The 23,908-nt window shown below is 70.9% G+C and carries 21 protein-coding genes, 1 pseudogene and 1 riboswitch; of the genes and pseudogenes, 12 read left to right on the forward strand and 10 right to left on the reverse strand.

Going from position 1 to position 23,908, the window contains the following annotated elements:
• Positions 1 to 2: 2 nt before the first annotated feature.
• From H4W81_RS40980 to H4W81_RS41000, 5 genes are all read right to left on the reverse strand, one after another.
• Complete coding sequence (locus H4W81_RS40980; protein ID WP_192779705.1) at positions 3 to 437, reverse strand: nitroreductase family deazaflavin-dependent oxidoreductase; 435 nt, start codon at positions 435 to 437, stop codon at positions 3 to 5.
• A 24-nt stretch (positions 438 to 461) separates the two neighbouring features.
• Positions 462 to 1,256 carry a hypothetical protein gene (locus tag H4W81_RS40985; protein WP_192779706.1) on the reverse strand — a complete coding sequence of 265 codons (795 nt, stop codon included), beginning with the start codon at positions 1,254 to 1,256 and terminating at the stop codon, positions 462 to 464.
• A 53-nt stretch (positions 1,257 to 1,309) separates the two neighbouring features.
• On the reverse strand, positions 1,310 to 2,092 hold the full coding sequence (locus H4W81_RS40990; RefSeq protein WP_192779707.1) for a hypothetical protein: 783 nt from the start codon (positions 2,090 to 2,092) through the stop codon (positions 1,310 to 1,312).
• 189 nt (positions 2,093 to 2,281) lie between these two features.
• Positions 2,282 to 3,124, reverse strand: coding sequence for a hypothetical protein (locus H4W81_RS40995; RefSeq protein WP_192779708.1), 843 nt, complete (start codon positions 3,122 to 3,124; stop codon positions 2,282 to 2,284).
• A gap of 435 nt (positions 3,125 to 3,559) precedes the next feature.
• On the reverse strand, positions 3,560 to 4,390 hold the full coding sequence (locus tag H4W81_RS41000) for a hypothetical protein (RefSeq protein ID WP_192779709.1): 831 nt from the start codon (positions 4,388 to 4,390) through the stop codon (positions 3,560 to 3,562).
• 221 nt (positions 4,391 to 4,611) lie between these two features.
• Here H4W81_RS41000 and sucC point away from each other — a divergent pair, with 221 nt between their 5' ends.
• The 3 genes from sucC to H4W81_RS41015 all read left to right on the forward strand — a co-directional run bounded on the left by sucC (position 4,612) and on the right by H4W81_RS41015 (position 8,565).
• Positions 4,612 to 5,793 carry an ADP-forming succinate--CoA ligase subunit beta gene (sucC, locus tag H4W81_RS41005; protein ID WP_192779710.1) on the forward strand — a complete coding sequence of 394 codons (1,182 nt, stop codon included), beginning with the start codon at positions 4,612 to 4,614 and terminating at the stop codon, positions 5,791 to 5,793.
• Positions 5,793 to 6,668, forward strand: coding sequence for a succinate--CoA ligase subunit alpha (gene sucD, locus H4W81_RS41010; RefSeq protein WP_192779711.1), 876 nt, complete (start codon positions 5,793 to 5,795; stop codon positions 6,666 to 6,668). Before sucC ends, sucD begins: the two co-directional genes overlap by 1 nt.
• A 313-nt stretch (positions 6,669 to 6,981) precedes the next feature.
• The gene (locus tag H4W81_RS41015; RefSeq protein ID WP_318782392.1) at positions 6,982 to 8,565 is read left to right on the forward strand and encodes a cell division protein PerM; all 1,584 of its coding nucleotides are present in this window, start codon (positions 6,982 to 6,984) and stop codon (positions 8,563 to 8,565) included.
• Positions 8,566 to 8,574: 9 nt separating this feature from the next.
• On the opposite strand, the gene H4W81_RS41020 is transcribed toward H4W81_RS41015, so the two are convergent.
• Positions 8,575 to 8,994, reverse strand: a complete 420-nt coding sequence (locus H4W81_RS41020) for a hypothetical protein (RefSeq protein WP_318782393.1) — start codon at positions 8,992 to 8,994, stop codon at positions 8,575 to 8,577.
• Between the two features lie 76 nt (positions 8,995 to 9,070).
• Here H4W81_RS41020 and purN point away from each other — a divergent pair, with 76 nt between their 5' ends.
• A complete protein-coding gene (purN, locus tag H4W81_RS41025) occupies positions 9,071 to 9,694 on the forward strand; it encodes a phosphoribosylglycinamide formyltransferase (RefSeq protein WP_192779713.1) in 624 nt (207 codons plus the stop codon).
• Positions 9,691 to 11,226 (forward strand): bifunctional phosphoribosylaminoimidazolecarboxamide formyltransferase/IMP cyclohydrolase, encoded by a 1,536-nt coding sequence (gene purH / locus H4W81_RS41030; RefSeq protein WP_318782394.1) that lies wholly within the window; start codon positions 9,691 to 9,693, stop codon positions 11,224 to 11,226. Before purN ends, purH begins: the two co-directional genes overlap by 4 nt.
• 141 nt (positions 11,227 to 11,367) lie before the next feature.
• Here purH and H4W81_RS41035 read toward each other — a convergent pair whose 3' ends face one another.
• Entirely contained in the window at positions 11,368 to 12,606 is a 1,239-nt protein-coding gene (locus H4W81_RS41035) for an RNA-guided endonuclease InsQ/TnpB family protein (protein ID WP_192779714.1), read from the reverse strand.
• Positions 12,607 to 12,668: 62 nt separating this feature from the next.
• On the opposite strand from H4W81_RS41035, the pseudogene tnpA reads away from it, so the two are divergent.
• Positions 12,669 to 13,085 (forward strand): annotated as a pseudogene (gene tnpA, locus H4W81_RS41040) (IS200/IS605 family transposase).
• Positions 13,086 to 13,274: 189 nt separating this feature from the next.
• Positions 13,275 to 13,457, forward strand: coding sequence for a hypothetical protein (locus H4W81_RS41045; RefSeq protein ID WP_192779715.1), 183 nt, complete (start codon positions 13,275 to 13,277; stop codon positions 13,455 to 13,457).
• Here H4W81_RS41045 and H4W81_RS41050 read toward each other — a convergent pair.
• The 3 genes from H4W81_RS41050 to H4W81_RS41060 are packed head-to-tail and all read right to left on the reverse strand — an operon-like array spanning position 13,417 to position 19,393.
• On the reverse strand, positions 13,417 to 14,394 hold the full coding sequence (locus tag H4W81_RS41050; RefSeq protein WP_192779716.1) for an ROK family protein: 978 nt from the start codon (positions 14,392 to 14,394) through the stop codon (positions 13,417 to 13,419). The two genes, H4W81_RS41045 and H4W81_RS41050, sit on opposite strands and share 41 nt — an antisense overlap.
• Positions 14,394 to 15,299 carry a DUF7158 domain-containing protein gene (locus H4W81_RS41055; RefSeq protein WP_192781486.1) on the reverse strand — a complete coding sequence of 302 codons (906 nt, stop codon included), beginning with the start codon at positions 15,297 to 15,299 and terminating at the stop codon, positions 14,394 to 14,396. Before H4W81_RS41055 ends, H4W81_RS41050 begins: the two co-directional genes overlap by 1 nt.
• A complete protein-coding gene (locus H4W81_RS41060; protein ID WP_192779717.1) occupies positions 15,296 to 19,393 on the reverse strand; it encodes a glycoside hydrolase family 38 N-terminal domain-containing protein in 4,098 nt (1,365 codons plus the stop codon). Before H4W81_RS41060 ends, H4W81_RS41055 begins: the two co-directional genes overlap by 4 nt.
• Before the next feature lie 104 nt (positions 19,394 to 19,497).
• Positions 19,498 to 19,626: riboswitch (cobalamin riboswitch) on the forward strand.
• A 31-nt stretch (positions 19,627 to 19,657) separates the two neighbouring features.
• Between H4W81_RS41060 and H4W81_RS41065 the strand changes: the two genes are divergently transcribed.
• From H4W81_RS41065 to cobO, 5 genes are read left to right on the forward strand one after another with little or no spacing between them, the layout of a single operon-like run.
• On the forward strand, positions 19,658 to 19,849 hold the full coding sequence (locus tag H4W81_RS41065; RefSeq protein WP_192779718.1) for a CbtB domain-containing protein: 192 nt from the start codon (positions 19,658 to 19,660) through the stop codon (positions 19,847 to 19,849).
• Positions 19,850 to 19,858: 9 nt separating this feature from the next.
• Positions 19,859 to 20,614 (forward strand): CbtA family protein, encoded by a 756-nt coding sequence (locus H4W81_RS41070; RefSeq protein ID WP_192779719.1) that lies wholly within the window; start codon positions 19,859 to 19,861, stop codon positions 20,612 to 20,614.
• 5 nt (positions 20,615 to 20,619) lie between these two features.
• On the forward strand, positions 20,620 to 21,210 hold the full coding sequence (locus tag H4W81_RS41075; RefSeq protein ID WP_192779720.1) for a histidine phosphatase family protein: 591 nt from the start codon (positions 20,620 to 20,622) through the stop codon (positions 21,208 to 21,210).
• The gene (locus H4W81_RS41080) at positions 21,171 to 23,300 is read left to right on the forward strand and encodes a VWA domain-containing protein (protein WP_192779721.1); all 2,130 of its coding nucleotides are present in this window, start codon (positions 21,171 to 21,173) and stop codon (positions 23,298 to 23,300) included. Before H4W81_RS41075 ends, H4W81_RS41080 begins: the two co-directional genes overlap by 40 nt.
• Before the next feature lies 1 nt (position 23,301).
• The gene (cobO, locus tag H4W81_RS41085) at positions 23,302 to 23,904 is read left to right on the forward strand and encodes a cob(I)yrinic acid a,c-diamide adenosyltransferase (protein WP_192779722.1); all 603 of its coding nucleotides are present in this window, start codon (positions 23,302 to 23,304) and stop codon (positions 23,902 to 23,904) included.
• Positions 23,905 to 23,908 lie beyond the last annotated feature (4 nt).

The following is a 23,908-nucleotide window of genomic DNA, read 5'->3' on the forward strand; positions in this document are numbered from 1 at the left end:
GCTCAGACCCTTTCCAGGACGACGACGGGGATCTCCTGCCTGGCCAGCGCCGCGTAGCGCCGGTAGACGGGGGCCACGGAGGTCATCAGCCGCCACAGCCTGTTGCGCTCGGCGCCCTGGGCGGTGCGGGCGCGCACGGCGAACCGCTCGGCGCGGACCTGCACCTCGGCCTCGGGGTTCGCGCGCAGGTTCAGGTACCAGTTCGGCAACCCGGGGGCGCCCGGGACGCTGCCCGAGGCCACCAGGATGTAGCGCTCGCCGTCCTGGCCGAAGAACACTCCGGTACGGCGGCGCGTGCCGCTCTTCCTGCCCACGGTGGTGAGGACGAGGTTGGTCACGCCGCCTTCGAGGAAGCCGTCCTCGCCGCCGGAGTCGAGGTAGCGGCGGACGTGTTCGGCGACCGAGAGGTCGGGGCTGTCGGTGACGTCTGCGTTCATGGCGTCATCGTGCAGCCCCGGACTTCAGTGTTCCTTCGGAAGCGCTTCGGTGAGCTTCATGGCCGCCTCACCGGGGAGTTCGAGCTCGGGAAGGTCGTCCTGCGACATGACCAGGTCCGCGGGCGGCGGCTCGACGGTGACCCTGGCGCCCCAGCCCGTGAAGCGCTGGTCCGAGTTGATGCCCAGCATCATGTCGTCGTTCGTTTTGTGCGAGAGCCTGGTGGCAAGGCGGGTGACCCGGCCCTTGGCGTCGAACCAGAGCGCCCACGCCAGCTTCGGGTCGCTTCCCGGCCTTCCGCCCAAGGGGAGGCCAGGGATCTTGGAGACGCGAATGGAGCCCTTGGCGGTGCGGGGGGTGACGGACGAGGCGGTGGCGAGCAGCGCCTCCAGCGTGCCGGGGTGGAAGAGGTCGACCCCGAAATCCGCGAAACTTTCCTCGCGATAGTCGGTGTACACCCACTTCTTGTCCAGCGGGAGCCTGCCGATCAGCCGGCCGCCCGAGGTGTAGCTCTTGCCCTTGGCCCTGATGAGCAGCGTCGGAAAGCGGAGGTCGTCTTCGATGAGCTCGCTCTTGAGCGGCGTGTAGAGCGAGGTCGAGTCGTCGACGTCCACGCGCCATCCCTTGCGGAACCCGGCGACCCTCGTGGTCCTGGCGGTGAGGAAGTGCTTGCCGTCGCCCGACATGCGGGTGACCACGGAGACGGTGACACCTCGGCCGGGCACGACCTGCGCCTTGAGCGCCTTGACGGGATCGGGCTTGGGCGCGGGCTGGGTCGGGACGGCGGTGGCGAGGGCGAGCGCGATGAGGAGTGGCTTCATGGGGGGTCCTCGAAGTGCGGGGGTGGTAGAGGGAAGGGGGACTTCGGTGTCTGTTACGAGGTGCTCTCATCGAGGGGGTCGGCCGGCGTGTCCGCTTCCTCCTGGGGGTCCCACACCTGGTCGGCGGGCGGCGGGTCGATGACGACCGTGGAACCCCAGCCGGTGTAGCGAACGTCGACGTGCGCGCTCAGCGCGGTGTCGTGGACGACATGCCTCGAGACCAGACGCGTGACCAGCCCTCTCGAGTCGAACCAGAGCGTCCAGGAGATCTTCGGGAAGTCCTTGTACGGACAGTTCGCCTCGGCAAGCCCCTCCAGCCGGCAGGTCGTCGTCACGCCGCCGGCCGTGCCGTCGCGCCGGAAGGTGGCATGTGCGAGCAGAACGCGCAGGTGCTGCGGATCGAGGACCTCGATGGGAGAGTTGCTCGAGGAAGGACCGAAACCCTTGATGCGGAGCCATCTCTTGCCATCGGGGAGCTCGTCCGTCCAGATGCCTCCGCTGCGGTAGACGGTCTTGCCGACCACGATCTCGCGGCTGGGCTGGAAGAAGGCGGCCTCGTCGGCGTCCATCTTCCGGAGCGGACGGATCTTCTCGCTCTTGTCCGTCGCGGCGATTCCTCGACGGGAGAAGGCGATCTTTCCCTTCTCGTGCGCGATGGCATATGTCTTGCCGTTCTTGGCGCTCTTCCTCGTTTCGGACATCCTGACGCCCTTGCCCGGCACTAGCTGCGCGATCAGTGCCTTGACCGGGTCGGCCTTGGGGGCGGCCTGTGCGGGGACGGCCGTGATCAGCGCCACGCCGGTGGTCAGGGCGAGGCCGATGGCGACGTGCTTCATGCGATATCGATCATTTCTCGAGGAGGCGCGAGGCTGGCGCGCGCTGGACGTGCTCGCGGGCGAGTGAGCCCGCATCCCGGAAATGCGTGCCGTCCCTTCGGTGACGATCACGTGCACCGGCTCGGCGACGTCGCAGACCGGGCGGGCGCCACGCAGGGAATGCGTGACGCCCGCTTTGTCGGCTGGCTACTACTGCTTGACCTCGTTGAGGACGTCGGGCAGGCCGGGGGTCGGCGCGTCCTCACCCAGGTCCTTGGAGTCGACCACCTGGGCGGACGGAGGAGCGCTGATGGCGACCTTGGCGCCCCATCCGCTGAACCTGGAGTCCTGGGTCATCTCGAGGGTCACGCCGCGCATCGGGACGGCCATCTTGGCGCTGACCCTGGTCACCTGGCCCTTGGCGTTGATCCAGAGCGCCCAGGTGATCTTCTTGGCACCGATGGAGTCGCCGCCCGAGCGGAAGGTGCGCGAGACCGAGCGGAGCTTCGCGGTGCTGATCGTGCCCTTCGCCACACCGTTGCGGTAGGAGGAGGCGCCGGCCACGAGCGTCTTGAGCGTGGCCGGCTCGAAGACGTCGAGGAAGGCTCCCTCGCCGCGGTTGGTGCTGGCGGCGCCCGTGTACCGCACCCACGTCTTACCCTCGGGCAGCACTTGGGCCACCATGCTGCCGGAGACGTAGGTCTTGCCCTTGACGCTGATCGTCCGAGTGGGCTTGGCCAGCACCGCGAACGAGGCCTGGTCCTCCTCCTCGAGCAGCGCCTTGAGGGTGGGGTCGAGCTGCATCTTGAACGTGATGTCAGAGGCGGCGGGGCCGCTCTTGTCGAAGCCGATCGTGCCGTTCTCCCTGGTGGTGATCAGCGTCTCGCCCGAGCCGCCCATCCGGACGACGGAGGAGAACGTGACGCCCTTGCCGGGAGTGAACTGCGCCTTCAGCGCCTTGACGGGGTCGGCCTTGGGCGCCGCCTGCGCCGGAGCGGCGCCGACGAGCGCCACGCCCGTGGTGAGGGCGAGGCCGATGATGATCCGCTTCATGCGATTTCCTTCATGGTTTTGGAGGGGGAGGAGAATCTTGCCAAGCGCACATCACGAGGCTGTATCGATCATGAGCGTGCCAGGCAGAGATCACGAATATCGGGAGCCCGCGCACACAGTTCGTGAAATTTCGGTGCAGAACGCCCATGGCCGGGACCTCGTAGCGGGGAGGGTTCGGCAAGGTGTCACCAGGCTCCCGCCAGGCGCCGACGATGGTCTGCCTTGGCGCCCAGGCCGGGGATGTCCTTGGCGCCCCAGCCGGGAAGCTCGGCGGCGAGGTGGGAAGGGGCGGGAATGAGGTCTTGGTAGGCGCGAGTTCTCAGGAGACGCCTTTGGGGAGGTGCCGCCAGGGAGTTCCTGCCTTGGGCGAGAGACCCGCTGCGCGAACTACTCCAAACGGGAGGCCCGGCGCGGGGGCGCCGGGCCGTACAGGAGCTACTGGGCGGCCTCGTTGAGGACGCTGGGGAGGTCGGGGACGTCGGTGCCGAGGTCGGCGGCGTCGACCACCTCGTCCTCGGGCGGGGCCACGATCGAGACCTTGCTGCCCCACGCCGTGTACTTCGTGTCGGCGGTCATGCTCATGACGCCCAGCACCCCGAAGTCCATCTTCACCGCGCTGGTCACCCGGGTGACGAGCTGCTTGGAGTTCAGGGTGACCGCGTAGTCGACCTTGACCTTGCCGAACTTGCCCGGCATCGGGCCGCCGCCGGAGGCCTTGCTCAGGTCGCTGAGCGTGATGGCGCCCTTGTGGACGCCGCCGCGCACGCTCTTGGCACCCTTCAGGATCGTCTTGAGCACCGAGGGGTCGAAGACGTTGATCACCTGGCTGCCGGACATGCTGGCCTCGGGCGTGCCGGGGAGCCGCACCCACTTCTTGCCCTCGGGCAGGTCCTGGGCGTAGATGCCGCCCTTGGCGTACGTCTGGCCCTTGACGCTGATGTACCGGGTGGGGCTGAACAGGGAGGCGAGCTCGTCGTCGGGCTTGACGTCGATGCCCTTGCTGCGCCTGGTGAGGTCGGAGGAGACGACACCGGACTTGCCGAACTCCAGCACGCCGGTCATCCGGCCGACGGGCCCCGCGGACTTGCCGTCGGCGTACATGCGGGAGGTCTCGGAGACCCGGACGCCGTGGCCGGCGACGAACTGCTTCTTGAGTGCCTCGACCGGGTTCTTCGGCGCCGAGGCGGGGGCCGAGTATGCGAAAGCGGGGGTGGCGACCGCGACTACGGATACCGTGAGTGCGGTGGCGGCGATCAAACGCCTCATGGTGGTGTGTGCCCCTTCGGTCAGATGTGCGGGCCATCCTAGATCCATAAGGGGACAATCGGGCGATTTACCGCACACTGGTGTAGCTGGCAAGAGATATCAGTGACCCGATGACCTGGGCAGCTCAAGCTTGGGACTAGGCTTCCTTGGCGGAAACGCCCGGCACACGGGGTGGGCCCGGGCCGTCGTACATCAGCGACCAAGGAGAAGGACGGACCCTCGTGGACCTGTTCGAACATCAGGCGAAGGAGCTCTTCGCGGACTACGGCATCCCGGTGCCGCGTGGCATCGTCGCGCACACCGTGGAGGAGGTGCGCGCGGCTGCCGAGCAGCTGACCGGCCGCGTTGTCGTCAAGGCCCAGGTCAAGACCGGGGGTCGCGGCAAGGCCGGTGGCGTCAAGGTCGCCGACGACGCAGCCGACGCCGTGGCGAAGGCCACCGACATCCTCGGCATGGACATCAAGGGCCACACGGTCCACAAGGTGCTGGTGGAGGAGGCGAGCGCGATCGCGGAGGAGTACTACTTCTCCTTCCTGCTCGACCGCGCGAACCGCACCTTCCTCGCCATCTGCTCCGCGGCCGGTGGCATGGACATCGAAGAGGTCGCGCACAGCACGCCGGAGAAGGTCGCCAAGGTGCCGGTCTCGGCGCTGACCGGCATCGACCGCGCCAAGGCGCGTGAGATCGCCGTCGCGGGCGGTCTTCCCGAGAAGGCCCTGGACGGCGCGGCCGAACTCATCGAGAAGCTGTGGTGCTGCTTCGTCGACGAGGACGCGTCGCTCGTCGAGGTCAACCCGATGATCCTGTCGGCCGACGGCCAGGTCAAGGCGCTCGACGGCAAGGTCACGCTGGACGACAACGCCACGTTCCGCCAGGCCGATCACGCCGCCTTCGAGGACAAGGCGGCCGAGGACCCGCTCGAGGCCGCGGCCAAGGAGAAGGACCTCAACTACGTCAAGCTCGACGGCAACGTCGGCATCATCGGCAACGGCGCGGGCCTGGTCATGTCCACGCTCGACGTGGTCGCCTACGCGGGCGAGGCCTTCCCCGGCAAGCCCAAGCCGGCCAACTTCCTCGACATCGGCGGCGGCGCCAGCGCCGAGGTCATGGCCGCGGGCCTGGAGATCATCATCTCCGACCCCGCCGTGAAGTCGATCTTCGTGAACGTCTTCGGCGGCATCACCGCCTGCGACGCGGTCGCCAACGGCATCGTCTCGGCGTTCAAGCTGCTGGATGAGCGCGGCGAGGCCGTGACCCGTCCGCTGGTCGTCCGCCTCGACGGCAACAACGCCCTCCTGGGGCGCCAGATCCTGCGCGACGCCGGGCTCAAGGGCGTCGAGCTGGTTGACACGATGGACGACGCGGCCAAGCGTGCCGCCGAACTCGCTGCGGTAGGTGCGTAATGGCTATCTGGCTGACCGAGAACAGCAAGATCATTGTTCAGGGCATGACCGGCGGCGAGGGCACCAAGCACGCCAAGCGCATGCTCGCCTCCGGCGCCAGGGTCGTCGGCGGCGTCAACGCCCGCAAGGCCGGCACCACCCACCTCGACCTGCCGGTCTTCGGCACCGTCAAGGAGGCCATGGAGCAGACCGGAGCCGACGTCTCCGTCGTCTTCGTGCCCCCGGCCTTCACCAAGGACGCGGTCATCGAGGCGATCGACGCGGGCATCCCGCTCTGCGTCGTCATCACCGAGGGCGTGCCGGTCCACGACACGACGGCCTTCTGGGCCTACGCCGTCTCCAAGGGCAACAAGACCCGCGTCATCGGTCCGAACTGCCCTGGCATCGCCTCGCCCGGCGCTTCCAACGCCGGCATCATCCCGGCCGACATCACCACCGCCGGCCGCATCGGCCTGGTGTCGAAGTCGGGCACGCTGACCTACCAGCTCATGTACGAGCTGCGTGACTTCGGCTTCTCGACCGCCGTCGGCATCGGTGGCGACCCCGTCATCGGCACCACGCACATCGACGCGCTGCAGGCCTTCCAGGAGGACCCCGGCACCGACGCGATCGTGATGATCGGTGAGATCGGCGGCGACGCCGAGGAGCGGGCCGCCGCCTACATCGAGCAGCACGTGACCAAGCCGGTCGTGGCCTACGTGGCGGGCTTCACCGCCCCGGAGGGCAAGACGATGGGCCACGCGGGCGCGATCGTGTCCGGCTCCGCGGGCACGGCGCAGGCGAAGAAGGAGGCCCTGGAGAAGGTCGGCGTCCGCGTCGGCAAGACCCCCTCCGAGACCGCCCGCCTCATGCGCGAGATCATGCAGTCCCGCTAGATCTCCATTCTTTTACCTTTACGGCGTAGCACGGAACGGCCACCGGGGTCACCTGGTGGCCGTTCCGTCTTTCACGGCACTCGAGCCGACTCCGGTGCCCGCCGTCACGTCAGGGTTCTTGGCCGGCTTCTTCGATCTTTCCGGCCGCCGTTCTCGCGGAGCTCTCCGCCTGCGGATGGCGTGGGCAGGGCGGTGCCCGTGTACAGGATCATGGGCGAGATCCGGCGCGGCTGCGGGGTTCTTGACTGAAAACTTGAGAACATCGAGCACTGTGACGGCCCTTCTCGACCAACTCCGGACAGCCCCCCGGACTGTGCTCAGCAAGATCTCCGGTGACGATGACGAGACGAGGCGGCCGCTGCCCGTCTCGGGGATGCTCGCGGCGGCCGCCACTCTGGGCGTCGGGCTGGCCGTCCTCATCACGCTCACGCTGGTCGGCTGGATCGCGGCGCCCAGGGGCGCGCTCGGTGCGGGGCTGCCTGGCGTGTTCCGCACGGCGGCGCAGATCTGGCTGGCCGCGCACCACGCCGGCTTCTCCTGGCCGGGAGGGCAGCTCGGGCTGCTGCCGCTGGGGCTCATGGTGCTGCCCGCCGTGCTGCTCTACCGGGCGGCGCGGTGGATGGCGCGCGATGCCGACCTCCGGCTGCGGCTGCCCGCCAGGCTGCCGAAGAACAGCCCCAAGGAGCAGGCCAACGCCCGTCGTCGCGCGCAGCTGGTACTGGTGGCGCAGGCGGGGATCTCGCTGGCCGCGCCGTACGCGCTGCTGGCGGGGTTGATCGCGCTGGTGGCGCGGAACGAGATCACCCAGCCGTTCATCGGCGAGGCGCTGCTCAGCCACTTCGTGCTGGCGTTCCTGGCGGGGATGCTGGCCACCGCGCGGACCATCGGGTCATGGCGTTCGATGCTGCGGCTGCTGCCCGAGCGGGTGCGGGCCGTCACGGTCGGCACGGCCGTCGCCGTCGCGCTGCTGCTGGTGGCGGGGCTGGTGCTGGTGCTGGTCGCCGTGGTGGTCAACTTCGGGCAGGTGCGCGAGCTGACGAACGCCCTGGCCCCCGGGTTCGTCGGCGGGCTGCTCCTCCTGCTGGTCCAGGGTCTGTACCTGCTCAACGCCGTCATCTGGGGCATGTCCTACATCGCGGGACCCGGCTTCGCGGTGGGCACCGGCACGCTGGTCGCGCCCACCGGGGTGCAGCTCGGCTACGTGCCGACGCTGCCGCTGCTCGGCGCGCTGCCCGAGAGCGGTCCCGCGCCCGCGCTGATGATGGCGGTCATCGCGCTGCCGTTCGCGGCGGGCGCCGCGGCGGGCGTCGTGGTCGTCAGGATCGCACCCTCGCCGTCGTACGAGGCGGCGCCGCTCTGGGGGTTCGTCACCGGCGTCACGACCGGGCTCGCGGCGGGGCTGCTCGCCGCGCTGTCGGGCGGGCCGATCGGCGGGGCCAGGCTGGCGGCCGTCGGCCCTTCGCCGTGGGAGGTGGCGCTGTCGGTCTGCCTGGAGGTGGGCGTCGCCGCCGGCATCTCGGCGGGCCTCGCGAACTGGTGGCTGCTCTACCAGGGCGCGCGCGGCCGCGGGCCGATCGCCCGCAAGCTGAACAGCGCCCGCAAGGCGGGCGCGGTGATCGCGAAGGCGGCGAGCAAGGTCGGCCTCGCCGAGCCCGAGGGCAAGGCGCTGCCGGGACACTGGATGGACGCCACGGAGGCCGACACCCAGCCGATCCCGGTGATCCGCGACGACTGGCAGGACGAGCACGCCTCAGCGGCCGCCGAATCGCTGTCGCAGACCGGCTCGCGCCGCGCCGAACCCCCCAGGCAGCCCCGCCGCGACATCGTCGACGAGTCGGACGATCGCGGCGGCCACGTCATCTACCTCGACCCCTACGCCTGGGACCGCGACGACTAGGCCGTACGGCTAGGGCTGCACCGAGCCCAGCATGTCGATCACGCCGGGTGGCAGCTTGGCCGCGGCCGCGTCCCTGAACTGCGAGAAGCAGACCTCCTTGGCGGCCACCGTGCCCGCGCCCCTCATGCACTCCTGGTAGGCGGAGTATTCGTCCATGAGGTAGAGCTGCATGGCCGTGGCGCCCGCCGAGAGCATCAGCGCGAGCGAGGAGACCACGATGCCGCCCACCGCCACGCCCGCAGACCGTCCCGCGGCGCGCAGGATCGGCAGCGCGCGGATCCCCGCGACGAGCGCGAAGATCGCCATGACCAGCCCCGCGAGCGGGAGCATGAACGTCATGGCCAGCGCCGCGATGGACAACCATATGGCCTTGCGGCCCGCCGACTCCGCGAGCTGCTGGCTGCCCGGTGCCTGCACCGGTGTCGTCACCTGACCTCCTCAACGTTGCCGGACGAGAAACAGATACCCTGGCAGCCCCACCCAAGCATGTGAATGGAGTGCGCCTGTGTCCCAGGCAGGTCGGCTTGTGGTTCTCGTCTCCGGCTCTGGAACCAACCTACAGGCCCTTCTGGATGCCGTTGCAGATCCGTCCTACGGAGCAGAGGTCGTGGCGGTGGGCGCCGATCGCGACGACATCGAGGGCCTGGCCAGGGCGGAGCGCGCGGGCGTGCCGACGTTCGTGGAGAAGCTCTCCTCGTACGGCTCCCGCGCCGACTGGGACACCGCCCTAGCGGCGCGGATCGCCGCGTACGAGCCCGACCTGGTGGTCGCGGCCGGATTCATGAAGCTCATCGGAGCGCCCACTCTCGAGGCCTTCCCCGTGCTCAACACCCATCCCGCGCTGCTGCCCTCCTTCCCCGGCGCGCACGGCGTGCGTGACGCCCTGGCCCACGGCGTCAAGGTCACCGGCTGCACGGTCATGCTGGCCGACGCAGGCGTCGACACCGGGCCCATCGTCGCTCAGGAGGCGGTGCGCGTCTTCGACGGAGACGACGAGCACCAACTGCACGAGCGCATCAAGACCGTCGAACGAGGGCTGCTCGTCGACACTGTCGGCCGGATGGTCCGCGAGGGCTGGACCATGACCGGCCGTACCGTCCGCCTCGGATCTGGAGGAATGAAGAAGTGACCGAGCGCATTGCCATCCGGCGCGCGTTGATCGCGGTGTACGACAAGTCCGGGCTCGAGGAGCTGGCCCGCGCGCTCGACGCCGCGGGGGTGGAGATCGTGTCGACCGGCGGCACCGCGGCGGCCATCGCGTCGTACGGCGTGCCCGTCACCAAGGTCGAGCAGCTGACCGGGTTCCCCGAGTGCCTCGACGGCAGGGTGAAGACGCTCCACCCGCGCGTCCACGCGGGCCTGCTGGCCGACCTCACCAAGCCGCACCACGTCACCCAGCTCGAGGAGCTGGAGATCGACCCGTTCCAGCTCGTGGTCGTCAACCTCTACCCGTTCCAGCAGACGGTGGCCTCCGGCGCCTCCGACGCCGAGTGCGTCGAGCAGATCGACATCGGCGGGCCCGCCATGATCCGCGGCGCCGCCAAGAACCACGCCACCTGCGCGGTCGTCATCGACACCGGCTCCTACGGCGAGATCTTCAAGGCGCTGGAGGAGGGCGGGTTCACCCTCGACGAGCGCAAGCGCCTGGCGGGCCACGCCTACGCGCACACCGCCGCCTACGACGTGGCCGTGGCCAACTGGTTCTCCTCGACGTACACCGGCGACAACCAGTTCAGCGGCGCGGCGGGGCAGCTCAAGAGCGTCCTGCGCTACGGCGAGAACCCGCACCAGCGGGCCGCGCTGCTCGTCTCGGAGAGCGGCGGGCTCGCCAACGCCGAGCAGCTGCACGGCAAGGAGATGTCCTACAACAACTACCTCGACGCCGACGCCGCGTGGCGCGCCGCATGGGACTTCGACGGCCCGTGTGTCTCGATCATCAAGCACCAGAACCCGTGCGGCATCGCGGTCGGCGCCGACGTCGCCGAGGCGCACCGCAAGGCGCACGCCTGCGACCCCGTGTCGGCCTACGGCGGCGTCATCGCGGTCAACGGTGAGGTGAGCGTCGAGCTGGCCGAGCAGATCGCCGAGGTGTTCACCGAGGTCGTGGTGGCTCCCTCGTTCGCCGCGGAGGCGCTGGCCGTCCTCACCCAGAAGAAGAACCTCCGCCTCCTGCGCTGCCCGGACCGGCCGGCCAACCGCAGCGAGTTCCGCAGGATCGACGGCGGCCTGCTGGTGCAGACGGCCGACAGGATCGACGCGCCGGGCGACGCGCCCGCCGCGTGGGAGCTCAAGACGGGCGAGCCCGCCTCGGCCGAGCTCCTGGCGGAGCTCGACTTCGCCTGGCGGGCCTCCCGTTCGGTGAAGTCCAACGCGATCGTGCTGGCCTCCGGTGGGGCGACGGTCGGCGTCGGCATGGGACAGGTCAACCGCGTCGACTCCTGCCGCCTCGCGGTCACCCGGGCGGGCGAGCGGGCGGCGGGGTCGGTGGCCGCCTCCGACGCCTTCTTCCCCTTCGCCGACGGGCCCGAGGTGCTCATCCAGGCGGGCGTGCGGGCCATCGTCGAGCCCGGCGGCTCGATCAGGGACGACGAGGTCATCGCGGCCTGCCAGAAGGCGGGAGTGACCCTCTACTTCACCGGCACCCGCCACTTCTTCCACTGACCTCCTGTACGGCTACCGCCCCGGCATGGGGCGGTAGTCGTGCCGGGGGCAGGAAAAGTGGCGGAAGAGGGAGGTTTGGCTTCTCCCCGCCATGAATGACGGGGATTCTCCCGCCTCGCGACGGGGTGGTTACTGCTGCTTCTACGCCGCTTGAGCGGTGGAGGTTTCGGGCGGTGCCAGGCTCGGGATTGCCGTGCCTGGTCTTACCTGCCCTTCACAGTCGTTTCGGGTGTCCGCCAGCCCGGCGGCCACGTCGTTCAGGGACCGAAGGCGGATGCCTTCGGCCAGGATGTTGAGCGCGGCCGCGATGTCGCGGTCGTGGTGCTCGCCACAGCAGGGGCAGTCCCATTCACGGACGTCTAGGGCGAGTCTCCCGATCTTCCAGCCGCAGCAAGGACACAACTGGGAGGAGGGATACCAGCGATCAATGGTGATGAACTCGCGCCCGTACCGGGCTGCTTTGCCTTCCAGGAGCCGCAGGAACGCGCCCCAGGCGGCGTCGTTGACGCTCTTGGCGAGCATGCCCCGTGCCAGACCCCGCACGGCCAGACTTTCCACATGCACTGCTTGATTCTCGCGGAGCAGTGTGGTGCTGGTCTGGTGGAGGAAGTCTCGGCGGGCGTCGGCGAAGGCATGCTGACGGGCGACTTCGATCCGGGCCTTGGTGCGGTTGGCGCTCCCCTTCTGCTTGCGCGACAGGGCACGCTGGGGTTTCTTGAGCTTGCGCTCCCGGCGGCGCAACCACTTCGGATTCGCGATCTTCTCGCCCTCGGAGGTCACCGCGTAGTGGGTCAGCCCCACGTCGATCCCCGTCTCCGCCTCCGTCGCGGGAAGGGTCTGGCTGTCGTCTGGCACGTCGATGACGAACGAGGCGAAGTATCGGCCCGCGGCGTCCTTGATGACCGTCACGCTGGACGGTGGAGCGGGTAGCTCGCGCGACCACCGGACCTCGATCTCGCCGATCTTCGCAAGATACAGAGCGCCTCCGGAGGGGAGCTTGAACGCGTTGGTGTTGAACCGGGCCGACTGGCGGGGATCATGGCGGGATTTGAACGCGGGCAGACCCATCTTCGGGCCTTTCCGCTTGCCCGACACCGAGTCGAAGAAGTTCTTGTATGCCGCATCCAGGTCCCGCAGTGACTGCTGCAACGGCACCGGGGACACCTGACCCAGCCACTCCCGCTGAGGGGTCCGCTTCGCGGCGGTGATGCAGATCTTCTGCAACTGCGTGCCGCTGATCCGTGTCCGGCCGGCCTTCCAGGCGGCTTTGCGCCGTGCGAGCGCGTCGTTCCACACCGCGCGGACACACCCGAACGTCCGGGCCAGCGACTCCCGCTGGGGCGGGTCCGGATACAGCCGGTAGTTGTAGCGCAGCTTCACCGAACACCACCCCCTCACGGCACCTGACGTCCCACGAACTCGAACACGTTATCGTCTGGCCTGTGACCGTGTCAGACGAATACCGGCACGGCAGACACGTGGTTTCCGCGATGCACGCCCATCTGGTCTTTGTGGCCAAGTATCGGCGGAATGTGTTCAACGAGGAGATGCTGCGCCGCTGCGAAGAAATCATGATCGAGGTGTGAGACGGCTTCGAGGCCGAACTGCGCGAGTTCAACGGAGAAGACGACCACGTCCACCTCCTGGTCCACTATCCGCCCAAGATGGCGGTCTCCAAGCTCGTCAACTCGCTCAAGGGCGTCTCCTCGCTCTACGTGCGCAAGGAGTTCACCGGCCGTGTCAACCCGGCCATCATGCACGGCCACTTCTGGTCACCCAGCTACTTCGCCGCCTCCTGCGGCGGAGCCTCACTGGCTGTCATCAAGGCCTACACCGAACAACAGCGCCGACCAACGTGACCGTCCCGGGTCCGCGCTCCGGGCTGCCCCGTCTACCGGCGGGCTATCCCCTGACGGGGACCGCATTCATCCCCGGCCTGAAGTTGAAGGCCGAGGCTTTCTGCGGACCTTCGGTAAAGCGCTCCGACCATCCGTAGGCGGCGGTTAAAGTGAGTGCTTTACCGCCTGATTCTCCCCCGGAGTCCGCATATGCCGATTTTCGATGCGATGCTGCAGGTTTTCGTGACCATGAATGGGATCTCCTCGAGCCCCTTCGTTCTCATCCTGCTCGCGTTCGCGGGCGCCTTCCTCGGGGCGAAGATCGTGGAAGTCATTCCCTACACCCGGCGGATCATCGAGCGTCGTGAGGCCCAGGCGGCGGAGCGGCAGTAGTCGCTCCACGTGACCAGGCCAGCTTGGCGGCTCCCGCGAGCGCGGCCTGGACTCCCAGCTTGGAGCGGCGGATCTCGACGGCCCTGACGAACGCGAAGCCCGCCAGCTCGTCCATCGCCCGCTCCAGCGGGTCGAAGAGGACGGGGCCGGCGTTGGCCACGCCGCCGCCGATCACCACGTGCGTGACCTCGGTGGCCGCGGCCGTCGAGACGATCATCGCGGCCAGCGCGCGGGCGCCCCGTTCGAAGGCGGCCAGGGCCACGGGGTGCCCCGAGGCGGCGTCCTTGGCCAGCATGGCGCCGTCGGGCGAGCGGCTCGCCTCGGGGCCCGCCGTCGAGTCGTCGGGCGAGGGGTTCGGCGTCCAGCCGTTGGCGAGGGCCCAGCGGACCAGGTTGGGTCCGCTGGCGTAGCTCTCGACACATCCCCTGCTGCCGCAGGGGCACGGGTCGCCATCGGGGTTGACGGTCATGTGGCCGACATGCCCGGCGTTTCCGGTGGGGCCGAGGAGCGGCGCGCCGCCGATCACCAGGCCGCCGCCGATCCCGGTGGACACGACGATGCCCAGCATGGACGGGCTCTCTTCGGCCATGCCCAGCCAGTGCTCGCCCAGCGCGAAGCACTGAGCGTCGCCCGCGAGCACGGTGGGCAGGCCGGTCAGCTCCCGCACCCGCTCGCGCAGCGGGAAGTCGCGCCACGTGGTGATGTTGACGGGGCTCACCGTGCCGGAGGCGAGGTTGAGCGGCCCCGCGCAGCCGATGCCGACCGCGACAGGGGCGGGGCCGTCGGCGACGACCCCGGTGACGAGACGGGCGAGGGCGCCGAAGACGTCCTCGCGCGGGGTGGGCACGGTGGCTGACCGCAGGACGGTCCCCGCACGGTCGACGAGGGCCGCGGCGAGCTTGGTGCCGCCGATGTCAATGGCGAGTACGTGAGTCATCAGTGCTTGTGGTGGTTGTCGGGCTGGCGGGGGTCGCCAGGATGTTCGAGGCCGTGGACGAGCCGCACGCGAGTGGCGCGCTGCACATCGAGCCATTGGACGAAGACCCGCCTCGCGGCAGCGGCGACCAACGAAGCCGCGACCGATGGGGCCGCGACTGATGGGGCCTGCGACGGCTGCCCGTCCATCGGGGCCTGCGGCGCGTGGCGGTCCAGCGGGAGCTGCGACGCTTGCGGTGCCATCGGTGGCCGGGGTGGCTGCGGTGTGCTCTCGGGCTGGGTGAGGGAGTCGGCGTCGGCTAGGGCGTCAGTGTCGGTATCGGTGTCGGGGTCGCCGACGGCATGGGCGATGGCGACGTGCCAGCCGAGGGCGTCACGGACGGGCCCGGCGAGCGTGCCGTACGGCCGGTCGCGCAGCGCCTCCGCGATCATGGTCGGCAGCGACCCGAGCGGGATCGCGCCGAGCGGCTCCAGGTCGTCTGGCGTCGCGGCCGTCGCGGCCGCCCGGTCGGCGAAGAGCGCGTGCCGTACCAGGTGGAGGGTTGGGGTGGGCGCCGGAGGGGCGGCCGACCAGGCGGACGGCACCCGCGCCGAGGCGGTCACGGCCTGGTAGACCGCGCGCACCCACGGGCTGCCGTTGTAGGCGGCGGCGTTGATGGAGCCCAGCTCGACGGCGGCGAGCCGGTCGAGCGGGGGGCCTTCCAGCGGGGTCAGCCCCCTGGCCAGCGCCTCGCGCTCGCACAGCACCTCGGTCAGGATCACCTGGGTGACCCAGCGGGCCATCTGGCGCGCCTCCGAGCTGCCGGGGACGGGGAGGGCCGCGTGGAGCGGACCCTCCCTCAGCTCGCGCAGGCGGGCGTCGAGGACGTCGTGGGGGACGGTCTGCCCGTCGACGAGCCCGATCATCGGGCGACCTCCAGGGGAACGGCGGGAGCGTACTGGCAGCGGCCGAACCACATGACCTTGGCCAGCGCCCACGAGCGGATCTCGGGCGCGTCGGCCGGGACCGTGACGGGGAAGGAGACCTCCACCTCGGCGCCGGGCGCGACGGTGAACCCCTGGATGACCGAGGGGAGCAGCTCCCACGTGCCCCAGGGGGAGGCCAGCTGCGCCTCGCCGCGGATGGTCCCCGCGGTGGTGTTCGCCAGCCGTACGATCAGGGCGGTCGTGTCACCGGGGCACAGGGCGAGCGACTCGGTGACGGGAGTGACGGACAGCCCCGTGGGCAGGGCGGTCTCGGTGGCGGCGCCCTGGGCGGCGACGCCGTCCTCGGGGACGGTCGTGATCGGCGCGGGCAGTTCGGGGGCGTCGCCGAGGGCGACGGTGACGACGTCCTCGACGAGCTGCTCGCCGACCCGCGTGCGCACCGCGACGAAGTGCAGGCCGCTCCCCGCGCCGGGGTCTGGGGTGACGGTGACGGGGAAGCGGACGTGGCCGCCGGGTTCGAGGCGGAAGACACGAGTGGCGGGGGTGGCGCTCCAGCCGTCGGGGAGCTCCACGGTGACCACGCCTTCGTGGGCGGTGTCCACCAGGTGGGAGGAGAGCACGACGTCCACCTCGAACGGCTGGTGGGAGGTGACCAGTCCGGGCGCGGCGGCGATGCTCACGGGCAGGTAGCCGAGCGGCGCGGGGCCCTTGTTGTGGAGCCAGTAGCGGCTGTAGACCGGCTGGGCGATCTCGGCGGTCCCGCCCAGCTCCTCGCCCTCCGCGTCGAGCGGCGCGGCGGCCAGGAAGGTGGCGACCTCGGAGCCCGCGAGCTCCAGGCCGCCCCGCTCGGCCCGCGCCTCGAGCAGGTCCGAGCGGACCAGGCCGTCGAGGTCGAGTACGGGCGAGTGCAGTGCGGCGGTCGTGCCCAGGCCCGTGGACTCGGCGAGCCTGATCGTCACCCCGTCGCCGGGCGTCGTCGTGCCGTGGGCCAGCGGGTTCCCCGCGGCCTTGACCGCGCTGAACAGCACCTCACGCGGCGGGTCCGCGCGCAGCAGCGAGTGCGTGGACGGCAGGTCACCGTCCTGTGCGGCGACCAGGCGGGGCAGCAGCGGGGTGATGAACTCCTGTCCGGCCGCGGGCAGCGTGAGCGCGCGCCAGTCGCCGATTCCGGCGACCAGCGCGTAGGAGAACTCGTGCGTCCAGTGCTGGAGTTGGAAACCCGACCCGTCAGGCGTCGTACGGCGCGGCGGATCCACCCACACCCCCGAGGGCCATCCCGTGCACGACCGCATCAGCGACAGGTGCAGCGCTCCCGACGGATCGACGGCGAAGCCCGGCAGGCCGTAGGTGAGCAGCGCGACCGTCCTGTCCTCCAGGACCTCCTCGCCCAGCGGGCAGGTGGCGCGGATGACCGTGCCGTCCAGCAGCGGGTCGCCGGGGTCGGCCACGATCAGCGCGGGCAGGGCCCGCAGGTCGCGCAGGTCGGCGCTGGGCTGCCAGACCTCGGCGAGCGGCCGCTCCGCGGGCACCCACACCCGGGTCGCGCCCGACTTGAGCGCGTCGAGGTAGGCGGGGTCGCTGCGCGCGAGCAGCTCGGCGGCCAGCGGGTTCTCGTCGGGTCCGCCGAGGACGATCCGCACGTCGGGCAGGTTGGAGTCGACGTCGAGCCAGCCGTACCTGGCGCCGGAGGCCGTCGAGGTGGTCGCGGTGACGCCCACCCTGGCCAGCGCCACGACCAGGTCGCGGGCCTCGGGCGCCGCGGTGGCCGAGGCGACGACGATCTCCGCGACGCCGATCGCCCGCGCGCCTGCCGCGCCGAGATCCACCCTGGCGGTGGAGGACAGGCCGAACCACGTGTTGGCCGGGTTGTCCAGCGTCCACGGGTGCTCGGCGGCGTCGGCGTCCGGCAGCGCGAAGCCCCTGCCCACGACCGCGCCCGCCACGTCGGAGACGGGCAGCGCGCCGGGGACATGGGCGGGGAAGCGCACGCGAAGCAGCCGGTCGGCCCCCGAGTAGTCGAGGACGCGGGTGGCGAACTCGACCCGGTCGGCGACCAGGGTGACGGTCTGCTCGTAGGTCAGCTCGCCGAGTGCGCCGGTGACGACCAGGCGGCTGCCGAGCGGGCTGGTCTCGGCCCTGACCGTGGCGGTGGTGTCGCCCGAGGCGGCGACCCGGCCGGTGGGCATCAGGTGCCAGGGACCTTCGCCCATGTCGGGGTGCTGTGCGTACTCGTCGTAGAGGCGGAGCTCGTTGCCGAGCCCGGTGAGGAGCTCGCGCCCGTCGCGCAGGACGGAGGTCAGGGCGCCACCTCGGGTGGGGTCGGCGGTGAGGCGCCAGAGGTCGTTCTCGATCGTGTGGCCCTCGACGGCGGTCCAGCTCTCGGCCGCGCCCTCGACGATCGGGTAGGTCTTCCAGCCGAGTGACGGCACGTCCTTCGCCAGGAAGACCTGCGTGCCGTCCTCGGTGACCGAAGGGGCGTCGACCCGCAGGCCCGGCTCCAGCCGGACGCGGACCAGGCCGTCGCGGGCGAAGGAGAGCGTGTTGGTGACGACCACGGCGCGGCCGTCCGCCTCGATCCGCGACACGAGCGCGTCGAGCGCCCTGTCGCGGGCGTCCGCGGCCAGGTCGTACGCCTCGCGCCAGCCGGTGAGCAGGTCGAGGTAGACCTGGTCGGACTCGGAGCCGGTGATCGCGTCGTGGTGGGCGCCGTAGGCCAGCTGCCGCCACACCTTGTCCAGCGCCACGTGCGGGTAGCGGCCGAGGCCGAGCAGGGACGCGAAGGCGGAGAGCCGTTCGGCGTCGAGCGCCGCGACCTCGGCGGCCCGCTGGGCCTGCTTGGTGTCGATGTACGAGACGTCCTTGCCGGTGTAGACCGGGTTCATGTCGCGCGTCTGCGGGCTGAAGGCGCCGGTCTCGGCGCACACCGCGGCGAAGAAGTCGTGCGGCACGGCGCACACGAACCTCGGCCAGACGTAGCGCTCCGCCCACGACCGGTGGATCTCGGTGACCCACTTGTTCGGCGGGGTGTAGTCGGTGCCGACGGGCAGCAGGACGTTCCTGGTGGCCGCGACCGGTTTCAGCGCCCTGAACAGCTCGTAGACGGCCTGGCTCGCCTCCTCCAGGGTCGCGGAGGAATCCATCCACCAGCCCGCCGAGTAGTGGGCGGGCATGTAGTGGGTCACGACGCCGAGCCCCGAGGGCGAGATCCACTCGAACTCGCTCGGGAACTGCATCAGGGTGGCGTCGTTGTGCGCCTCCCTGAAGTTCTTGTTGATCGGGCCCCACTGGTGGAAGGGCCCGCGCGCCCACGCGCTGCCGGTCAGGCCCGCCGCGGCGAGGTAGCCGGGGAACTGCGGGTCGTGGCCGAACGCGTCGAGCTGCCAGGCGGTGCGCGGCACGCCGCCGAGGATGTCGCGCTGGTAGCCGATGCCGTACACGATGTTGCGGATCGTGGTCTCGGCGCCGGTCAGGTTGGTGTTGGGTTCGTTGTAGGTGCCGCCCATCAGCTCGACCCTGCCCTCGGCCATGAGGCGGCGCAGGTCGGCCCTGCGCTCGGGGTGGAGGTCGAAGAACGGCTTGAGATAGTCGATCTCGGCGAGCACGAATTTGTAGTCGGGGTCGCGGTCGGCCAGCGCCAGATGCGCCTCGACCAGCGCGAACGCGTTGCGTTCCCACAGCGGCCTGGTGGTTGAATCGCCGGAGAGGAACTCCCACGGGCTGGTGTAGGCCGCCTGCGTGTTCCACCACACGGGGTCGTAGTGGAAGTGCGACACCATGTGCATCGTCCAGCCGGGCTCCTCGACGGTGACGTCCACGGTGAGCGAACTGTCACCCGCCGACACGGCGCACGGCACCACCGCTCCCACGGGGGCGCTCACCGCCAGCGGGACCTCGACGACGACGGTCGCGCTTCCCTCCGGCACCACCGCGCGGCCCGCCACACCCTCGCCGCGCACCACCACCTCGGCGTCGCGTTCGCCCTGCTCGGCGGTGACTTTCAGCACCTGATGAGGCTGCGCCTCCGTCCCCACGAACAGGTCGGTCGACTCGGCTGACAACAGGCGTACGGGCACGGACTCTCCCTCGGGGGCGGGGCGCTGTCGCCGTCACCCTAGGTCTTCGGAAGATCAATGGCAACGTTGTCATAAGGGCCGCCGATGTTGACGAGATCCGGAGGAAGAGATACGTTCCGGTAGATTTCGCGGCGAATCAGGGGAAATCCGGTGAGATGCCGGTGCGGACGCGCCACTGTATCCGGGGCCACAACCCCGGGAGCCAGGTCACCTGACCGCTGCGACCTCACCTAGCGGGACGCGTCATCCCTGAGGAGGCTCTACATGAGTGGTCTGTCCACGTCTGTCAACCCCATTCCGCTGCACCGTCTTGCGCGCTGGCTGCTGGCCGTGCCCGTTCTGATGCTGCTCGCGTACCTCGTCCTGATGGACAACGGCGCGATCTCGCAGACCGGCACGTTCCTGCACGAGCTGATGCACGACGGGCGTCACCTGCTCGGCGTGCCCTGCCACTGAGGCCTGGCCGTGATCAAGACCCTGCTGGTCAGGGGACTGCTCGTCGGGCTGCTCGCGGGGCTCGTCGCCGGTGCCTTCGCCTTCTTCCTCGGCGAGCCGCACGTCGACAGCGCCATCGCGCTGGAGGAGGCCGCGCCGACCGGTCACGCTTCCGGCGAGCCCGGTCACGACCATGGCGAGGGCGCCTCGGAGGGGCACGGTCACGGCGATGAGGCCGTGGTCAGCAGGCCGGTGCAGCGGGCCGGGCTCTTCCTCGCGACCGGCCTGTACGGCGTGGCGGTGGGCGGCGTGTTCGCCCTCGCCTTCGCCGGACTGCGCGGCCGCGTGGGTCCCAGGTCGGAGCCCCTGCTGGCGGTCGCCGCCGCCGCGACCGCCTTCGCCGCCATCGTCCTCATCCCGTTCCTGAAGTACCCGGCCAACCCGCCCGCGGTGGGCGATCCGGCGACCATCAACGCCAGGACCCTGCTCTACGTCGTGATGGTCGTCGTCGGACTCGCCTCCGTCGCGATCGGCGTCGCCGCCACGCGCAGGGTCACGGTGCGGGAGACGTGGGCCAGGGCACTGGTCGGCGGGGTGTGCTTCCTGGTTCCCGTGGTGGCGGCGTGGGCGCTGCTGCCCACGGTGGACGAGGTGCCCGCGGGCTTTCCCGCGTCGCTGCTCTGGGACTTCAGGGTCGCCTCCCTCGGCACCCAGCTGGTCTTCTGGGCGGCCTTCGGCGCGCTGTTCGCGGTGGCGGGCGAGCGCGCGAAGGCGCGGGTCAGCTGACCGGCGTGCTGTTCGTCCGGCACGCCTCGACACCCGCGATGCGCGGCGCGCGCTTCCCCTCGGGGGAGGAGCCCGCCGACCCTTCGAGCCTGGAGGCGGCGGCGCGCCTCGCGGCCTCACTCGGGTCCGCCGACGCGGGGGTCGCGTTCGTGTCGCCCGCGCGGGCGGCGTGGGAGACCGCCGTGGCGATGGGCTTCGCGCCCGTGGTCGTGGCGGCGCTGGCCGAGCAGGACCACGGTCGGTGGCGCGGCATGCCGTACGAGGAGGTGGCCGTGGCGGAGCCGGAGTCCTTCGCGCGCTGGCTCGCCGATCCGGGGGCGGCGCCGCACGGCGGCGAGTCACGCACCGGCGCCGCGGCGCGGGTCGCGCGCTGGCTGGACGGCCTCCGCGAAAGCGGTGGCGAGTACGCGGGGAGAAGCGGCGGCAAGGGGAGGGTGGTCGCCGTCTGTGATGTAGGCGTCATCAGGGCCGCGCTCGGCCACGCGCTCGGGGCCGATCCCACGCCTTTCGACCTCGCGCCCCTCTCCCTCACACAGGTGTCCGCTGCCCGAGAGGGATGGCGGATCGGCTACGTCAACCGAAAGGCCGCCTCGTGACCTATCCCTTCAGCGCCGTCGTCGGACTCGACGATCTGAAGCTGGCGCTGGTGCTCAACGCCGTCTCGCCCCGCGTGGGCGGCGTGCTCGTCAGGGGCGAGAAGGGCACGGCCAAGTCGACCATCGTCAGAGCGCTCGCCGCCCAGCTGCCCGCCGTGGACGTGCTGGCCGGGTGCCGCTTCGCCTGCGACCCCTCGCTGCCCGACCCGCAGTGTCCCGACGGGCCGCACGAGCCGGGCGAGCAGATCGTCAGCAGAGCCGCCGCACTGGTGGAGCTGCCGGTGGGCGCGTCGGAGGACCGCCTGGTGGGCTCGCTAGACCTGGAGCGGGCGCTGACGGAGGGGGTCAAGGCGTTCGAGCCCGGTCTGCTGGCCGCCGCGCACCGCGGCGTCCTCTACGTGGACGAGGTCAACCTCCTGCACGACCACCTCGTGGACCTGCTGCTCGACGCGGCGGCGCTCGGCACCTGCTACGTCGAGCGCGAGGCCGTCTCCGTGCGGCACGCGGCCAGGTTCCTGCTGGTCGGCACCATGAACCCGGAGGAGGGCGAGCTCCGTCCGCAGCTGCTCGACCGCTTCGGGCTGACCGTGGAGGTGCGGGCCTCGCGCGATCCCGCGGAGCGGGCCGAGGTGGTACGGCGGCGCATGGCCCACGACGGCGACCCCGAGGGGTTCGCCGCCGGGTGGACCGCGCAGGAGGCGGCGCTGGCCAGGGGGATCGCGGCGGCGAGGGAGCGGCTGGCGGCGGTGGAGCTGCCCGACGCGAGGCTGCGGCAGATCGCGGAGGTGTGCGCGGCCTTCGAGGTGGACGGCCTGCGGGCCGACCTGGTCACGGCGCACGCGGCGGTCGCGCACGCGGCGTGGCGCGGGTCGGCGGTGGTGACCACGGAGGACGTGCGGGTGGCGGCCAGGCTGTCGCTCCCGCACCGCCGCAGGCGCGACCCGTTCGACGCGCCGGGGCTGGACGAGGAGCTGCTGGAGGAGCTGCTGTCCAGGACCTCCGACGACGAGGACCCCGCCCACCAGGACCCCGACGAGGATCCCGACGACGACGGCCCTGGCGGCCCCGACAACCCGGACGGCTCCTATGACGGGCCTTCCGGAAGCTCAGGGCGCTCCGATGGGACCCAAGGCGCTGAAGGCGCGGATGCCCCCGGCGCTCCCGACGGCGCTCCCGGTGGTGCGGACTCACGGCGTGGCTCCGGCGAGGCGGGCGCTGACGGTGGCGCGTCACCTGACGCCTCCACCGGCGAGGGCCGTGGATCTCCCGAGCGGGCCTCCGCCGGCGGGGAAGGGCCGCTCCAGGTGGCCGGGGTGGCGGCGCCGTACCGGGTGCCGTGGTTGAAGGTGCCGGGACTCGGCCACGGCGCGTCCGGGCGGCGGTCGAGGGCGCGCACCCCGCACGGCCGCACCACGGGCGCGCGCACCCCCGAGGGACAGCTCCGCTCGCTCCACCTCACCGCCACGGTCGCCGCCGCCGCGCCGCACCAGTGGCGGCGCGGACGCACGGGTCCCGGCCTGCTCCTCCGTGATGAAGACCTGCGCGAAGCGGTGAAGGAGGGCAGGGAGGGCAATCTCGTGCTCTTCGTCGTCGACGCCAGCGGCTCGATGGCCGCGCGCAAGCGGATGACCACCGTCAAGACCGCCGTCCTGAGCCTGCTGCTCGACGCCTACCAGCGGCGCGACAAGGTCGGCCTGGTCACCTTCAGGGGCACGACCGCCGAGGTGGCGCTGCCGCCGACCTCGTCGGTCGAGGCGGGCGCGGCGCGGCTGCGCGCGCTGCCCACCGGCGGGCGCACCCCCCTCGCGGCGGGCCTGGCCCGCGCGGCGGAGGTGCTGCGGGTGGAGCGCCTGCGCGACCCCGACCGCAGGCCGCTGCTGGTGGTGGTGACCGACGGGCGTGCCACCGCCGGAGGCGACGTGGAGCGCGCCGCCGCCCTGCTCACCGGTACGGCCGGCGTCGTCGTCGACTGCGAGAGCGGCCCCGTACGGCTGGGCCTGGCCGGACGCCTGGCCGCCAGGTTGCGCGCCCACCTCATCCCGCTCGACGGGATGGACGACCTCATCCGCGACTACAGGAAGGCCGGTTGACATGCCGCAGGGCAAGCCGGAGCGCGTCCCCGACGACGGCCTCACCACCCGCCAGCGCAGGAACAGGCCGTTGCTGATCGTCCACACGGGCCCCGGCAAAGGCAAGTCCACGGCTGCGTTCGGGATGGCGCTGCGCGCGTGGAACCAGGGCTGGCCGATCGGGGTGTTCCAGTTCGTGAAGTCGGCCAAGTGGCGCATCGGCGAGGAGCGGGCGCTGCGCGTGCTGGGCGACTCGGCCGAGGGCGGCCCGGTGACCTGGCACAAGATGGGCGAGGGCTGGTCGTGGATCCAGCGTCCCGGCAGCGAGGACGACCACGCCGCCGACGCGCGCGAAGGCTGGGAGCAGATCAAGCGCGACCTGGCGGCCGAGGCGTACCGGTTCTACGTGCTCGACGAGTTCACCTACCCGCTCAAGTGGGGCTGGCTGGACCTGGACGAGGTGGTGGAGACGCTCGCGGGCCGTACGGGACACCAGCACGTCGTGATCACCGGCAGGGAGGCGCCGGAGAAGCTGCTCTCGGCGGCCGATCTGGTGACGGAGATGGGCAAGGTCAAGCACCCCATGGACGCGGGCCAGAAGGGGCAGAAGGGCATCGAGTGGTAGTCCC

The organism is Nonomuraea africana, assembly GCF_014873535.1.
Taxonomy (GTDB): Bacteria; Actinomycetota; Actinomycetes; order Streptosporangiales; family Streptosporangiaceae; genus Nonomuraea; species Nonomuraea africana.

Bases quoted from the DNA above. Each gene is read 5' to 3' on its own strand.
- H4W81_RS40990 (WP_192779707.1), bottom strand. From the start codon at position 2,092: ATGAAGCACGTCGCCATCGGCCTCGCCCTGACCACCGGCGTGGCGCTG.
- H4W81_RS41080 (WP_192779721.1), top strand. From the start codon at position 21,171: ATGGCGGATCGGCTACGTCAACCGAAAGGCCGCCTCGTGACCTATCCC.
- H4W81_RS40995 (WP_192779708.1), bottom strand. From the start codon at position 3,124: ATGAAGCGGATCATCATCGGCCTCGCCCTCACCACGGGCGTGGCGCTC.
- H4W81_RS41000 (WP_192779709.1), bottom strand. From the start codon at position 4,390: ATGAGGCGTTTGATCGCCGCCACCGCACTCACGGTATCCGTAGTCGCG.
- H4W81_RS41050 (WP_192779716.1), bottom strand. From the start codon at position 14,394: ATGACTCACGTACTCGCCATTGACATCGGCGGCACCAAGCTCGCCGCG.
- sucD (WP_192779711.1), top strand. From the start codon at position 5,793: ATGGCTATCTGGCTGACCGAGAACAGCAAGATCATTGTTCAGGGCATG.
- cobO (WP_192779722.1), top strand. From the start codon at position 23,302: ATGCCGCAGGGCAAGCCGGAGCGCGTCCCCGACGACGGCCTCACCACC.
- H4W81_RS41055 (WP_192781486.1), bottom strand. From the start codon at position 15,299: ATGATCGGGCTCGTCGACGGGCAGACCGTCCCCCACGACGTCCTCGAC.
- H4W81_RS40980 (WP_192779705.1), bottom strand. From the start codon at position 437: ATGAACGCAGACGTCACCGACAGCCCCGACCTCTCGGTCGCCGAACAC.
- H4W81_RS41065 (WP_192779718.1), top strand. From the start codon at position 19,658: ATGAGTGGTCTGTCCACGTCTGTCAACCCCATTCCGCTGCACCGTCTT.
- H4W81_RS41045 (WP_192779715.1), top strand. From the start codon at position 13,275: ATGCCGATTTTCGATGCGATGCTGCAGGTTTTCGTGACCATGAATGGG.
- H4W81_RS40985 (WP_192779706.1), bottom strand. From the start codon at position 1,256: ATGAAGCCACTCCTCATCGCGCTCGCCCTCGCCACCGCCGTCCCGACC.